Genomic DNA, 15194 nt, shown 5'->3' on the forward strand with positions numbered 1-15194 from the left:
CTAACAGAAATCAAGCACAAGAATTTGATACTTATCCATAATTGCCCGTAGGTGGTCATGAAAGCGTCGATAAGATATGAGATATTATTAATTCTCATTGCATCATGATATAAATTCAATATTCCCAATTAAGAGCACACTCCAATGCAGCTAAGCGCTAACAAGACTGCACAGTTTTTTATTCAAAATGAATATCATCAGGTTGAACTTGATGGTCCACGCTTGCTGTTATCTTCAGTAGGCAGTGAAGAGCGTATCCCATTTACTATTTGGAGTGGCAAGATCGCGATAAAGCGCGGATTGTTCTGGGGATCGCTACAATTTTTTGCTAATCAACAAGATGGAACACAGCGCAGTTGGTTAGTACAAGGCTTACCTTGGGATCAATGCCGTCAATTTGCACGCGCGTCAGTTAGTGCTTATCAGAAGTGGCACGACACTCAATGTGAACAATTGGCTGAACACGTACCTCAGTGGGAAGCTGAATTAACACGTCTTGAGCAATTACCAGCCTTTCTACCGCATTCTAAGGTCAACACTTGGGTTGATATGGTCAACTCAGGCTTAGAGAGTATGACAATGACGCTAGAAGAGGCCGCACAACGCATGCCAAACCGCATCGCAAGAATGCAGCCATGGTTATCTGAAACGGAAATCAAGCAAGCTGAAAGAAACCAGCAATGGCTAGAGACCGAGCGAAAAAACTGGGAAGTGTTGTTTGCGCAATGTGAGTCGTCACCACTGAACTTATCGCAGCAATATGCGGTGTTGATGAATGATGATCACAACCTTATTTTAGCGGGTGCAGGCTCGGGTAAAACCAGTGTTCTAACGGCTCGCGTCGCGTATTTACTGCAAAGCCATCAAGCTCAAGCTGAAGAGTTGCTATTGCTCGCTTTTGGTCGTGAAGCGGCAGAAGAGATGAAGCAACGTCTCGACAGCAAAATTGGTTTATCAGCAGAGAAGGTGCAAGTCAGCACTTTCCACCAGTTGGGTTTAAAGATACTGAATCAAGTTGAACCCGAACGTGTGGTTATTTCTCCTTTAGCGCTCGATGACAACCAACGCCAAGCATGGTGCATTGATTGGTTGAAGAAGCACTGGATGACACCGACCAACTTTAAACGTTGGCAAAAGCATTTGTCTAAATGGCCAATCGCTTATTTAACCGGTGACGATGAGCTTGGTAGCCACGTTTCAAACCTCAAATTGATCGGTTGGCTTGAAAAGCAGCTAGAACAGTTGAATGCGTCGGGTTTAACCAAAAAAGAAGTACAGCAACAGCTGATTGATCACCGAGACTATGCGCGCCTCAACAGCGAGCTTTCACTGTGTTGGCCATGTGTAACCGCGTGGCAAAAGGAGCTGAAAGAACAGAATCATATCGACTTCTCAATCATGATCAGCCGAGCGACTCAGTATGTCGAGAAGGGCAAGTTTATCTCACCTTGGAAGTTCATCATGATCGATGAATACCAAGATATCTCACCTGATCGTCTTGCCTTGGTTGAAGCACTGTGTAATCAGTCTAAAGCCGAGCATCAAGCCTCTATTTTTGCAGTAGGCGATGACTGGCAGTCGATTTACCAGTTTGCAGGTGCGGATGTGGATTTGACCACGGGCTTTAAGGATCGTTTTGAAAGTTCGACCATTCATCACCTAGATACGACTTACCGCTTTAACAATCAGTTAGGTGCGGTGGCTAATCGCTTTGTACAAGAAAACCCAATTCAGATTCCGAAAGAACTGAACAGCTTCAAGCAACAGAAGCAGAAGGCGGTGTACAGTGCGCCAAGTAAAGAAGTTGAGAAGATTCTTGATCAACTGAACCGTCAATCCAAAGGCAAAACCAATAAATTGGTGCTGCTACTTGGACGTAATCATTACCACAAGCCAGAGTTGTTGGAAGACTGGAAGAAGATCTTCACTTCCATTGATATCAAGTTCATGACTTGCCACGGCAGTAAAGGTAAAGAGGCGGACTTTGTCATTATTCTTTGTGTTGACGAAGGACAGTTCCCGACCAAGAAGAAACAGCTGCATATTGATGGCGCATTGACTGAATCATCAGACGCGTTCCCTTATGCTGAAGAGCGTCGTTTATTCTATGTAGCAATGACGCGGGCAAAAGAGAAAGTATGGATCACGCACAGTGGCGACGGCTCTGGCTTTGTGCAGGAGCTGCATGGTTCTGATTACCCAGTTGTTCGTAAAAAGTGATGTTACTTGACTTGATTGTCTAAGATTAGATCTTCAATCCCTGCCCTAATATCACAAGGCAGACGCATAAAGCATAAGGAATTTGCTATGGAACACGGCTCTATTAACTACATTGAATTTGCTGCGAAAGACATCGCCGCAACTAAGGCATTTTTCAGTCAAGTGTTTGGTTGGAGCTTTGAAGACTATGGCCCTGAGTATTCTGCGTTTGAAGGCAAAGGCTTAATGGGCGGCTTCTATTTGGCGGATCTGGCGTCGAATACGGATAATGGCGCGGCGCTGATGGTTTTTTATAGCCAAGATCTTGAGCAAACCGAGCGCGATGTAATTGATGCTGGTGGTCAGATAAACCGTGAGATCTTTAGCTTTCCCGGCGGCAGACGTTTCCATTTCAGAGAGCCAAGTGGCAACGAGATGGCAGTGTGGAGCGATAAATAGAGAGACTCTCGCACTGTTTTATGATTGAACTGTTTAATGTCTGAAAACGAGACATAAAAAAGCCTGCGATAAAATGCAGGCTTTTTAGTCTGTTCAGTAGAGAGCACATTTAACGTGCGATTACGTGCGCTCAGCTAGGTACGCTTCGTAGTCTGGGATCTCGATGATTACTTCTTCTTCAAGCAGTGAAGAGTTAAACAAGAAATTAGCGGTAGCGCGGTTAGTGGCCACAGGAATGTTCCAAACACTTGCGATACGAAGCAGTGCTTTTACGTCTGGGTCATGTGGCACAGCATTAAGTGGATCCCAGAAGAAAATCAGCATATCGATCTTGCCTTCAGAGATAAGCGCGCCAAGTTGTTGGTCACCGCCCATAGGGCCGCTGATCATGCTCTTGATTGCTAAGCCTGTCTCTTTACTGAGTAGAGAACCAGTCGTGCCCGTTGCGTAAAGGAAGTGCTTTTGTAGTTTTTCTTTGTTCTCTTTGACCCATCTTAGTAGCTCAGGTTTGAAGTGGTCATGAGCGACCAAAGCGATATGCTTATGTGTTGGCATAGTGCGCGTCGTTTTTTGCATGAATGTTCCCTAAATTGTTGTTTCGTTTTTATTGTTTTGAGTTCTTCAGCCAATATAGCACTAAGGATTCACACTGAATACCGGACGAAACTCAGAAGGTGACAATGAGTCGGCGATAATTTGATCTTTGAGAGTTGCAGGTGTCAGCGCTTCGATAATCGGTGCGCTGTGTTGCTCGTAAGGTTGACCGCGTAAGTAACTCGTGGCTTGTTTTACCGACAAGCGACCTTGCTCAACCATTTTATCGGTTGGCGCAAAAAGTACCTTGTTACGAAGTAAACCACGGTAGGTTCCGTGACTTAAGTAACTCGAAATTAACCCAATCTCTTCGGTTTTATCGGCCGCTCGTAGCTCACTGATCGCTGCTTCAATCGCGACGGCACTTCCGACTATATATTGGATATCCGGCTCCTCGATCACCTGTTGTACTAGGTTTCTTTGCAGTTCTTTATCGTTATCTGCCCAATAGCTGATCGCGATTTTGATATCACTCGACTTGATCGCATCATAAAACCCCAGTGCCACAGGCTTAGTGCCGCCACTTGCTTGTGGACCAAGTAACAGGGCGATAGGTGTTTCGCCTGATCCTTTCGGGTGTCGTTTCGACAAAAAATCTCCGACTTGGTATCCCATTTGGTACCAATCGACACCGACCGTACCTTTTAATACCTTCTGTTGTTCTTCATTGACGGTTAACTCATTTACCGTAGCAAACACAGGCGTCGAGCCAACCCAATCGCTGAGATTGTCATGATACGCATCGGGTGAAACCGTACCTAAAATAATGGCATCGGCTCCCCATTGCGTGCAAAGCACCAGTTGCGAGGCTTGTTTGGCCACGTTGGGGTAACCGCCAGCTTCCAATACTCTTAGCTCAACTTGCTGCTTTTCTGCTTCAGAGATCATTCCATAGTTTACCGACAACCAATAAGAGTCTTTGAGGTGCGGATAAATGGCACAGATTTTCTCTTTTTGTGATGTGGCATTGGCGGGCTTTATTGGGCTCAAAGGCTCACTAGCACCTGCGACAGTAGTTACTGAGGCCAGTAGTGAGAGAAGAATTATTGAAGCGAAAGGTCTAGATAGCATGAATTGCCGTTTTGTTGGTTTTAGATAAGAAACACTGCAAAATATAGCGTATTCTGCATGGGTAAAGAAGAACGTTTTAAGGTTTAGAGTTTATGTTGTTAGCTTCAGCGAGTATTGGACGCAAGCTGCTGGCCTCATTCTTAGTGATGGCACTGTTGGTTCTATTGTCTGCATTGATCGGTGTTTCTGGTTTTAGCTTTGTAGCCAAAACGGAAAGAAACGTCGTTGATTCGGCGCTTCCTGCCATGATCGAAGCTCGTCAGGTTTCTGAGTTGAGTAACCGTATTATTTCGTCAGTACAAACACTTTCTAATGCGAGAAACGAGGCCGAAAGAAAAGAGGCTGGCACCGTACTGTTTGACCAACTTGAGTCGCTTCTTCAACATATCAAAGAGCTTGGTGTCGACAGTTTCGATTCTCAGCTCCTCAATAAACTCGAAAACAATGTTCAAAGCGTTATTAACACACTGGCTGAGTTGGGTGTGTCGGTTGAGCGTAAGCTTTGGTTAAGCAAAGAGTTGTCGTCTCGTGTCGAAGAGATGCGCCTATTGGCCGAAGAGCTAGAGCAGTTGACGCGAACCCAAGTTTTGAACACGGCTACCATTGCGGTTGCTAACGTCACGCATATCTATGACCTGCTAGAAACCAAAGAAACGGATAAAGCCTACCAAGCCTTAGATGCGCTTGTAGAGGTTGACCTTGATTTGTCTGAGCGCCTACACGAATTGCATTTGCTGGCGTTCAAAATGCTTAACCAAATTGAAGAAACGCAAACCGTTACCAACGTAGAGCGTATTCATCAAATCCAATCAGAATTTGAATCCAACCTAAGAATCATGGCGCGCCGCGTTAAAGCGGTCGAAGATCCTACTCGTTCAGCGCAGATGTCTCAGCTTCTAGAAGAGCTCAGAAAACGCCAAGTCGTGTTCGATATTTCATTAGAACAATATGAGAACACCAAAAAGTCAGAGTTTCTGATGCAAAATACGTTGGAGCTGTTCTCTCAGCTGAATACAACGGTTAACCAACTGGTTGATGATTCAAACCGCAGTACCAAAAAAGCGGTTGATGAGCTGACCAGCACGTTGAATTTGGCTCAATGGTCACTGTCTGTGATTTCGGTTATTGGTTTGGTTATCGTTGCATTTATCGTGTGGCGAGTGGTGTATATCTCGGTTGTTAAACGTCTTACTGAATACTCATCGGCCTTGATGTCTATCGCACAAGGTCGCCTGAATATTGATATCTCGGTAAAGGGTAATGATGAGCTGGCTCATATGGGCGAGGCGATCATCACTGCCAGAAACACCGCGCAGGCGCTACAAGTGGTTGCGGTGGGTGAAGCAAAGGCGAAACGCGAACTTGAAGAGCACAAAGAACACTTAGAAGAGTTGGTCACAGACCGAACCTACCAGCTGCAAAAGACCAATGAGAAGCTGAACATCGAGGTAGGGAACCACGCTAAGGCTCGTAACGCCGCAGAACAAGCAAGCCGCGCAAAATCCGCTTTCCTTGCGACGATGAGTCATGAAATACGAACGCCGATGAACGGTGTATTAGGTACTGCAAGATTGCTCAAAGATACCGGGTTAGACCCGCTGCAATCCGGCTATGCAGACATCATTAACCGCAGCGGTAAGAACCTACTCGCGATTTTGAATGACGTGTTGGATTACTCAAAGATTGAAGCAGGGCATTTAGAAATCCGCACTGCTTCGTTTGATCTTCATCAGATGGTTCAAGATACCTACCAATTGATGGAAGGGCGTGCCGCTGAGAAGAAGCTGAACTTTGATTTCCATATTGAAAGTGATGTGCAACGCTATTGGCGTGGTGACGTAACGCGAATCAGCCAAATCTTGAATAATTTGGTCGGTAACGCGATTAAGTTTACGGAAAGTGGCTCGGTCGATATCTTTATCAGCTTAGATATCGAAGATGAAAATCGAGTGATGTTTGAAGTGTCAGATACAGGTGTCGGTATTGATGCTAGCGAACAAGCTTGTCTGTTTGATGCCTTTACCCAAACCGATAGCGGTCGCAACAAAACCGGCGGCACAGGGCTTGGATTAGCGATCAGTAAAAGCATCATGTTGGCAATGAACGGGGATATTGGCGTTCATTCTGAAGAAGGCGAGGGTAGCCAGTTTTGGTTCTCACTGCCACTTGAAGCCGGTGAGAAGATAGAAACGAAAGTACCGGTCATTGAAGCGTGTATTCGAGCTAAAGTACTTCTGATTGAAGATAACCCCGTAAACTGCATCGTTGCTGAAGGCTTCTTGCATAACTTGGGGCACGAGGTTGTGATTGCGACAACCGGACAAGAAGCGAGAGCCATATTCAGTGAGCAAGAGTTCGATATTGCGCTGGTGGACATTAACTTACCCGACTGCGATGGCGTCGAGTTAATTCAACAACTCAAAGACGATGCGCTTCAGCATAAAAGTGAAGAAGACGTAATTCGAAAAGTACCCCCAATGATCGCAGTATCGGCTCATGTGTTTAACGAAGAAGTGGAAAGCTATTTGTCGTCTGGCTTTGATGGATTCTTACCTAAGCCGTTAGAGAAGGAAGCATTATCGGAATTGATTGTTGAGCAGTTGGACGGTCACACGCTGTTGCTGCCTCAGCCGGATCCGTCAGATGCTGTTTGCTGTCAGCTAAACTCTAAACCTCAGGAAACCGAGCTAGACTTATCAGCATTGGCATTTGCAAGCTCGACACAACGAGCAAACCAAGACGCGGAACATAATCAAGGAGAACCGATTGTGCAGATGATTAACCCTAAGATTATCAAAGACGACTTGGCCATTCTCGGTCGAGAAAAAATAGTGCAGATTGTTGGGTTGTTTGACCAAAGCAGCCAAGTCACTCTCGATGAACTGATTGTGGCAAGTGCCGCTGACAACGCTCGTGAAATTAAGTCTTTAGCTCATAAACTGAAAGGGTCTGCCGGCAGCCTAGGATTATCTGCACTGTTTGCTTTATGCCAGAGCATTGAAGCGAGCGAGGATCCATTACTTCAATATCGCGATAATGCAGACTCATTACCTGAATTGGTGAAAGACTCGTTAGCAGCGCTCCGAGAGCAACTATAGAGTGGCTATTGGGCGGAAAGCCCCAAAATAAGAACAGAAAACAAAAAGCAGGCTATTTCTCCGTTTTAATATGAAGAAGTGACCTGCTTTTTTATTGTCGAATAAGAATCTAAGTAAGGCTTTCAAGGAACGGCTCTAAGCCATCTTGATATGTCCAGCAGCTTTGATCTTAACGTGAACCATATTGCCTTGTAGGTAGCTTAATGGAATCTCGCTGCGTTCAATGATCGCGACATTATCGCTGCATGCGCCAGCTTCAATCGCCAGTTGCTTTGATTGTGCTTCCAAGCCCTTTAAGGTCTCTTCACGTGATGCTGGGTCAATCGGTACGATCTTATCGAATTGACCTGATATTTCACCCAACGCAACACCAATCGCATTAGCCACTTCAAAGTGCTCAGGACGAACCACTTGGCTCACACCTTCAAAATGATCTGGGAATAGGGCACTACCACCACCAACCATGATTACGGGTACACTCGCCGCAGAGGTCTTCATCTTATCGATGCCTTCTTCAACATCCGTGACCATTTGTTGATAAATCTTGCTTGCTTGTTCGGCTGAAACACCAATCTCATCACTCAGTTGATGTTCTGCCTGCCACTGCATTTGTCCTGTTTTGAGTGCAATATCGGTGAGCGTAAGTTCATCACCACCAAAGCTACGCGCCGTTTGCGTCAAGGTATGGCCAACACTTTCTGGGCCTAGCTCTATACGCTGCTGTTCAAAGCGAACCTTGGTACCACCACCAATGGCTAACGCCAAAATATCAGGCATACGGAAGTTGGTTCTCACTTCACCGATTTCTACTGCTAAGCTCGATTCTCTTGGGTAGCCGTGAGTCAGTACGCCGATATCAGACGTAGTGCCGCCCACATCGACCACAATCGCGTCTTTTAACTTAGTTAAGTGACTCGCTCCACGAATCGAGTTTGTTGGCCCACAAGCCACGGTAAGAATCGGGTACATCAATGCGAACTGCTGTGACATCAGTGTTCCGTCGTTCTGACCGAAATAAGGCGTGGTGTGGATTTCATGATTGATGAGTGCACTGCAAAAGCCGTCAACGAATCGTTTTGCTGTCCCTTGCAGAGCCGCATTGAGGATAGTGGCGTTCTCACGCTCTAAAAGCCCTAAACTGCCCACTTTATGGGATAACGATAGGTTCACGCCCGGAAGTTCTTGTTGAATCCATTCTGCTGCTTGAAGCTCCTGGTCGCCGTTGACGGGAGAGAACACTCCGCAGATAGCAATGGAATCCACTTGGCCTTTCATTTTCTGGCAAAGCTCGCGGATCTCAGACTCTTGAATGTCGGCAATCAACTGGCCGTCGTATTCATAGCCGCCGTGAGCTTGGTAGAAGTGTTCACCAAGCAAGTTTTGCCACGCTTTGCTCCAACCACAAAGGGGCGGGACGCTATCACCACTTGGAAGCGCTAAACGAATCATCCCGACTCTATCTAAGCCTTTTCGTTCAACGATTGCGTTGGTGCATTGAGTCGTGCCAAGCATCGCATGTTTCACTTGCTGACCATCAATGTTTGCTTGGCTTAATAGCGCAGCAATCGCGTTATCAATACCTGTTGAAATGTCATGTGTGGTTGCGGTTTTTACTTTGGCAATCACATTCAAGTCTGCGTCGAGCAGCACACCGTCGGTATTGGTGCCACCTACGTCAATGCCCAAACGGCAGTAATCAAGCGTAATGTTTGTCATGCTACTACCTCTTCAATGTAGACTTTAGTTGTTCAATGGTTTGATACTCGACGGTGTAGCCAAAGTAACCCGGGCCCGCGACTTCAATACCTTTGTCAGTGCGCCATTTGGGGTCGCAAGGGTAAGCGATAAGGTCGATGCGCAGCCCGTAACGAAGTTGTTCGGTTGTGATTGGCTTACCCGTTTCATGATCCAAGATCGAAATAAGATCCGGTGTTGATGCCAGCAGGTTATCTTGGCTCATGTCTGCGCGGCTTGTACCTTTGTGCGCGAGAAGCAATTCGTTTTGGAACTGCACAAACACGTTATCGACGCCGGTATCTTCAAACTGAGCCAGCTTTTCAATCACGACACCACCTGTTGCAAAACCACCATCGGTTTCACGTTGAATATCAACAATCTTGCCACTGATGATGGTATGGCCGCCGACAATGTCTAATACGGCCTGTGTGCCACTTTTATTGTTGTCGTTCGCCAGTCTAATCGCTTCACCAATCTTCATTGCTTGGGTCAGTGTCGCAGGCAGTGCACTGCGTTTTAGGTTCTTACCGTTCATTGGGTAATCGCACATTGCTGCAGAGCCACCCATCTGTTCGGTAATCGGCCTCGCAAACTTTTCAGACCAAATACCGTCAATCGGATAAAGCGTGACGACATTGCCACGCTCATCGGCCAATGTGTTCGGTGCCGAAGGGAGACCATCAAGAAAGAAGGTCACCATCTGAGCTTCTGGGAACGCACGTCCCATCGCATCACAATCGATCACAGGAATGTTCTTTTGTGCTGCAACGAGAATTGGAATCAATGAATTGAAGCCGCCTACTTCGATAGGAAACGTTGCCGCTACTTCAGTGCCGAGCGCTTTTTCCATCGCTTCGAAAGCAATCAACATTTGATCTTTCGAATTGAGTTTCTCTACTGCGACTGTTGGTGCGCCAATCATTGAAGAGGGCACTGTCATCCAATCGTCTTGCACGTCTTCTAAAGGAATCATGCGTACAGGGTGCTTTGCCGTTGCAATGGCTACTTTCGCCATCAAGGCACCGCTGTATGGGTCACCGCCGCCGCCAGTACCTAATACCGTCGCACCCAGCGCGATATCATCAATCATTTGTTCAGTAATAATCACAACTACTATTCCTTATCACTTGAAGGAGAAAGCTTCATTAGGGCGAGGTAAATCACACCAGCGGCAAGAATGCCGTCTAACGCCGAGATGCTGGTTAACGAAAATAGGTCGAAAAACTCTGGCGCGGTACAAGCGCTGAATGCAGTACCAAATGCCCAAGAAGTCAAGCCTTTAAACATCCAAGCGGGAGCTTGCTGAATGTTCTCAAAGCGCATTTTTGTTGAATCTAAAATATAATATTGAACGATGTAGACCCCCGCAGCTGGCGCGATGGTTACGCTGAGGAGCATTAAGAAATCGGTAAACTTGTTCACCATGCCGAGCTGAGCAATGCCAATACCGGCGATGGTCATGATTACCACCAATACAGGGCGAGGAATCTTAGGCAGAACCATCGACATGCATAAGCCGCCAGAGGTCAGGTTGCTACTATTGGTAGTCCATTGAGCAAACACCAGTACGATAATGGCAGCCATTCCTAAACCTAGGGTGAAGAAGACTTCTACTAGGTCATCGGTGCCGGTCATTTTGGTCAGGATCAACGCGATAAGAATGATGGCACTGTTACCGACGAGGAAACCGATACCCGCTCCTAAAATCGCATCACGGCGTGTTTTGGCGTAGCGAGCAATATCAGGTGCAGCAACCGCAGCTAGAATCCAGATAGACATAACAAAAGAGATGGCTTGGCCAAGCGTCAAAGGATCTTCAATCGATGGCGCTGCGCCACCTTGATAATCAGCAGCCATAAACAAACCGATGGTAATCAACGTCACCATCAATGGAACAGAATAGGTACTGAGTTTGCCTAAAGCACGAACGCCATAGATAGCCGTCATCATCATTAACACACTGCCGCCAATAAGAGCGGTGAGGTGTGAAATTATGATGTCGTATTTCGCCAGTGCATCGACCATGATGAAAGCGAAGAAATCAGCCTGGAATGCGAACCAGCCGACTAATGAGATGCCGTTGATGAAGCCAAGAATTTTACCGCCGTTACGGCCAAATACCGCGCTGCTCACCAGCGGGGTAGACACGCCAGCTTGAAAGCCAATGTTGGCACACAGCATCGCGATGATCGCCAATAAGCCTGAACCAATAAACGTGGCAAGCAGTGCGTCTTCAAAACCAATACCGCTGCTTAGAATCGAGCCGAGAAACAGTCCCGAAATGTCGATGCCGATTGCCAACCAAATAAGGCTGATGACCCACCAAGATCGTTTGGCCTTCTCGGGAATGGGTTCCAACTCGAAGTCATCTATCTTTTTGTGGCTGTGTGTTGCTTCGGGTTTATTCACGTAAGCTTCTGCCGCCATAGTGCCATCCATGCATTGTTATTCCATAAGTGTGAATAAAGCATACTGATGTATTTATTGTTAATAAATGAATATAATCAGATGTAAACATAACAAAAAACAAATGTGAGTGGCAAAGTGAATCCAAACAATAAGTTAGATAAAAGAGACCTACGTAGATTAGAGCTTTTTTGTGAAATTGTTGAACAAGGAGGCATCAATCAGGCGGTCGCAAGCACTGGGATTAGTCAACCAGTGCTGAGTAATCAGCTTATTGCCTTGGAAAAAAGCTTAGAATTAACATTATGCCAACGTGGTCGACGTGGTTTTAAGCTGACTCATGAAGGTGAGCAAGTGTATAAATATGCGAACCAACTAAAATCGACCTTAACCGACTTCGCTTATAAGTTACGAGGTGTACAGACGGAACTCTCTGGGCATGTGCGAATTGGATGTTTGGATAACACCGTCACTTTGCCTTATAACCCACTTCCCAAAGCGATCGAGACGTTTTATCAACGCAGTAACAGTGTAGAGGTGAGTGTTGATGTCGGCGATTTCACCCAGTTGAATGAGAAGCTAGCAAAGAACCAGATTGATATGATGATAGTGGTTCTAGGGTCACATCAAAAATCAGCGTTTCAACATAAATACCCACTGTTTGAAGAGCACAGTTATCTGTATGCGCGCAAAGATCTGGCCGAGAAGATCATGGACAGGGATTTCTCATTGAATGGCTGTCGTATCAACATGGGCGGCTATGCCAAAGATGAGATGTTCCGATTACTGAATATTGAGCAGTACGATTCCGTAAAGCCTTTTGATGGCTGGCATGTCGAGTCGGGTGTAATTTTAACCTTGGCGGGCACACACCTGAGTTTTTTACCGTCTCATTTAATCGACCGTGGCCATTATGACCAAGCCTTGATTCCGCTTCAGCCCGAGAAGTGGAGCCTTAAGAGTCAGTTTTATGTGGTGTTGAAGCAACCTGTAGATTCCCTTTCCCCCGCCGCGCGTGCGTTTTTTGATGAGCTACACCAACCGGAAGCATCGGATTCAGTATAGAGAACTCGTCGCTTCTCAATAGCACTTAAGATACTTTCTCATATACAAAAAATCCTCTGCCAAGACAGAGGATTTTTGCTTTTATGCTTTATGAGTGAAAACTAACGGTTCTCGAAGCGGTTGTAATCCAACAATCCGAACTCGATCGGTTGGTCTTGTTGATACCAACGATGCACGCGATCACTGAATGGCCAGAACTCGCTAGAACTGCGTCGTACCGCAAACTTATCCAGCAGCGCCACGTAGTCTTCTTCTGTGCTTAAGTTTTGCAGCGTTTTAACCAGAGTAGGAATCTCGCTCTCGGTTAATGATAGGTAAGCCGCAGGGTAGCTACCGACAACGCCTCGTACGAGGGTAAGGTCATCATTGGCGTAATCACGGTTACCTTCTTCATTAAACAAGCTAGAAATGTTGCTGTGCGCGTTATTGTGAATCATGGTGAACAGTTGCTCTTCGCCGTTTTCGCCTTCAATCATGATCATCACTAATTGAGGCACATGACGCAGGCCTTCGCCCTTTATCAAATTCACTTGGTTAAGCAGTGCTTCATTCTTCCTACCAAAACCTGTTTCAACAATCTCAAAGCGATTATCGAGAACAGGTGCGAGCTTATCTTTGATCATATCAAGCAGTTCATGTTTCGGATCCGCCGTTTTGTAAACCACGCTGGTCGGCTGATCAAAAGGTGCAATGTTTCGCTGCAAATAGTCACTCAGTTGTGCGCTTTGGTTTTGGTACCAACTAGAGTGTTCAATGTGACGAACGTCTTTAGGAAGAAGGCTTAAGAAGTTACTCTCACCTTCAAGACGCAAGAAGTCCATGAACATGCGTGTAATCAGCTGGTGGCCAAAGTTGCCGTAAACATCGAAGCCTGCAACGAGAAGATAATGAATACGCTCTAGAAGAGCATAATCAAGAATCCACGCAGTCTTAGGTTGCGTGCCAACTAACCCTTGTACAACAGAGGCGCTATCGAAGTGCCTAAAGACGGTGAGAGCAGCATTCGGGTTGATGCCATCGCCATCCCAAATGATGCCAGTGTCTAGGTGGACGCCACTCTCGAACCATTGGTTAGTGAAGTCTGATTTCGCGTTTAGGTATTGCGCTTGTTGCTTTGCGTATCTTACCCAGTTGGTCACAGGTACGGTGTTACTTTTTAGTTCGCTAGGTAGCTTTAAATTTTTCTTTTGACTTGCGTAGAAGGCGTTGATTTCCGGAACATCGGCTTTCTCTGGGTCGATGAAGAAAACCCAAAAACGGTCGTTAATTACGTTCAAGGCAAGTTGACCACGACACACAGGTCCTTTGATGTAGGCCATGATGGTGTTTTGCGCGTTATCTAACATGAAGTTGAAGCGCGAGTTTACTGGCAGCGCTTCAAATGATGTCATTGGGTTTGCTGAAACATCGATGTCGTAACTAGGTAGTTGTTTTACTTCGTAATTTACGTCGACAAACCAGGTATTCCACTTTTGTAGACGCTCTTTATTAAGTGCGAAAGGCATGTGCGTTTTGTCGACGATAGTGCCTTGTTCTGGAATCAGACGGTAGTAAACACTGTCTACTTTTGGATCGTCATAAGGGCGACGAGTCGTGATGCGTTGTACCGCTTCACCTGGTGGTGTTGCAGAGCGAACAACAGTAAAGAAACGCGTTGGTTGAGCTAAATCAGAAAAATAGACATGAGATAAAAACAGGTGCTCGTAGATATAACGTGCTGAAAGTTGACTCTTATTGTCGCTCTTGTTTAAAAAGCTTTCGTAGACATTAACGAGCTCTTGTTCTGCATCAGTCAATGGAATGTGGTCGTTCATTAACGCGCCATTTTCCAACCAACTCATTAAAGTCGCGTATTCGGTTTTGTCTAAGTTTGGCATCCCATAAGGCATTCCCCAAGTTGGGTAATCTCTCTCGTATTGAGCGTATTCTTCAATGGTTGGGCACTGTTGGTCGCGGTCGATTGAAAAGTCGAAACCTTCAAGCTGGGTTTGATCGGGCAGAGGGTGATTCTCTTTCTGGATCAACATACGAGAAACAAGACCAGCATCGAGGTTAGCCGTTGAGTTCTGCATACGCTCATTGAGGACTGGATGAAAATCCGCATCGCGCCACTCTTGCGTGGTTAACGCATCTTCAAACAAGCGAGTAGGGGCTGATGCCGTTAAGCGGGTGCCTTGATAAACGAGTGCCTTGCTCGCGCCTCGGTCTATACCTTCCACTGAAGACATTTTGAGTTGGCAAGGGGCGTCATAACAAGCGTGACAAACCACGCATCGGTTATCAATGATGGGCTTTACTTCGTCAATGAAGTGCTGCGCTTGAGCTGAAAGAATAGGTGCTTGGCGATCGCGTACTTGTTGTTCACCAAACAGTTCGTCGAAGTTTAAACCCGCGTAGACGGCACAACCTGAGAAGACGCTAACAAAAGCTAAAATGAAGAGTTTTTTTAAATTCATACGTATTTAAATATTAGGCATTTTCTATAATTATATCGAAAATGATTGAAAATGCTCATGTTCAAACAATTTTGTAGACAAGATCTTGATGGGGCGAGTGACTTGTCGA

At 46.0% G+C, this 15194-nt stretch carries 11 protein-coding genes; 5 read left to right on the forward strand and 6 right to left on the reverse strand.

Features of this window, described 5'->3' with window-relative positions; translation table 11 throughout:
• Nucleotides 1-144 precede the first annotated feature (144 nt).
• Together helD and AB4329_RS13945 are read left to right on the forward strand one after the other, a co-directional pair.
• Entirely contained in the window at nucleotides 145-2220 is a 2076-nt protein-coding gene (gene helD, locus AB4329_RS13940) for a DNA helicase IV (protein ID WP_102332912.1), read from the forward strand.
• 87 nt (nucleotides 2221-2307) lie between these two features.
• Nucleotides 2308-2658, forward strand: coding sequence for a VOC family protein (locus AB4329_RS13945; RefSeq protein WP_017071128.1), 351 nt, complete (start codon nucleotides 2308-2310; stop codon nucleotides 2656-2658).
• 120 nt (nucleotides 2659-2778) lie between these two features.
• On the opposite strand, the gene AB4329_RS13950 is transcribed toward AB4329_RS13945, so the two are convergent.
• The gene (locus AB4329_RS13950; protein ID WP_017064778.1) at nucleotides 2779-3234 is read right to left on the reverse strand and encodes a methylglyoxal synthase; all 456 of its coding nucleotides are present in this window, start codon (nucleotides 3232-3234) and stop codon (nucleotides 2779-2781) included.
• A gap of 60 nt (nucleotides 3235-3294) precedes the next feature.
• On the reverse strand, nucleotides 3295-4242 hold the full coding sequence (gene torT, locus AB4329_RS13955) for a TMAO reductase system periplasmic protein TorT (RefSeq protein WP_240798932.1): 948 nt from the start codon (nucleotides 4240-4242) through the stop codon (nucleotides 3295-3297).
• Between torT and AB4329_RS13960 the strand changes: the two genes are divergently transcribed.
• Both AB4329_RS13960 and torS read left to right on the forward strand, forming a co-directional pair.
• Nucleotides 4187-4351 carry a hypothetical protein gene (locus AB4329_RS13960; RefSeq protein WP_017060886.1) on the forward strand — a complete coding sequence of 55 codons (165 nt, stop codon included), beginning with the start codon at nucleotides 4187-4189 and terminating at the stop codon, nucleotides 4349-4351. The two genes, torT and AB4329_RS13960, sit on opposite strands and share 56 nt — an antisense overlap.
• A 64-nt stretch (nucleotides 4352-4415) precedes the next feature.
• A complete protein-coding gene (gene torS / locus AB4329_RS13965; RefSeq protein ID WP_017060885.1) occupies nucleotides 4416-7421 on the forward strand; it encodes a TMAO reductase system sensor histidine kinase/response regulator TorS in 3006 nt (1001 codons plus the stop codon).
• Nucleotides 7422-7556: 135 nt separating this feature from the next.
• On the opposite strand, the gene AB4329_RS13970 is transcribed toward torS, so the two are convergent.
• The 3 genes from AB4329_RS13970 to AB4329_RS13980 are packed head-to-tail and all read right to left on the reverse strand — an operon-like array spanning nucleotide 7557 to nucleotide 11597.
• Nucleotides 7557-9137 carry a hydantoinase/oxoprolinase N-terminal domain-containing protein gene (locus tag AB4329_RS13970; RefSeq protein ID WP_065584595.1) on the reverse strand — a complete coding sequence of 527 codons (1581 nt, stop codon included), beginning with the start codon at nucleotides 9135-9137 and terminating at the stop codon, nucleotides 7557-7559.
• A 4-nt stretch (nucleotides 9138-9141) separates the two neighbouring features.
• Entirely contained in the window at nucleotides 9142-10266 is a 1125-nt protein-coding gene (locus AB4329_RS13975; protein ID WP_372138572.1) for a DUF917 domain-containing protein, read from the reverse strand.
• Between the two features lie 5 nt (nucleotides 10267-10271).
• Nucleotides 10272-11597: a cytosine permease gene (locus AB4329_RS13980; RefSeq protein WP_372138573.1), complete on the reverse strand. Its 1326-nt coding sequence runs from the start codon at nucleotides 11595-11597 to the stop codon at nucleotides 10272-10274.
• Between the two features lie 93 nt (nucleotides 11598-11690).
• Between AB4329_RS13980 and AB4329_RS13985 the strand changes: the two genes are divergently transcribed.
• A complete protein-coding gene (locus AB4329_RS13985; protein ID WP_372138574.1) occupies nucleotides 11691-12629 on the forward strand; it encodes a LysR family transcriptional regulator in 939 nt (312 codons plus the stop codon).
• Nucleotides 12630-12730: 101 nt separating this feature from the next.
• Here the strand turns inward: AB4329_RS13985 and AB4329_RS13990 are convergent, their stop codons facing one another.
• Entirely contained in the window at nucleotides 12731-15085 is a 2355-nt protein-coding gene (locus tag AB4329_RS13990; RefSeq protein ID WP_017064773.1) for a fatty acid cis/trans isomerase, read from the reverse strand.
• Nucleotides 15086-15194: the final 109 nt, after the last annotated feature.

This window comes from Vibrio sp. 10N.261.54.A5 (assembly GCF_041471145.1).
Lineage (GTDB): Bacteria > Pseudomonadota > Gammaproteobacteria > Enterobacterales > Vibrionaceae > Vibrio > Vibrio crassostreae_C.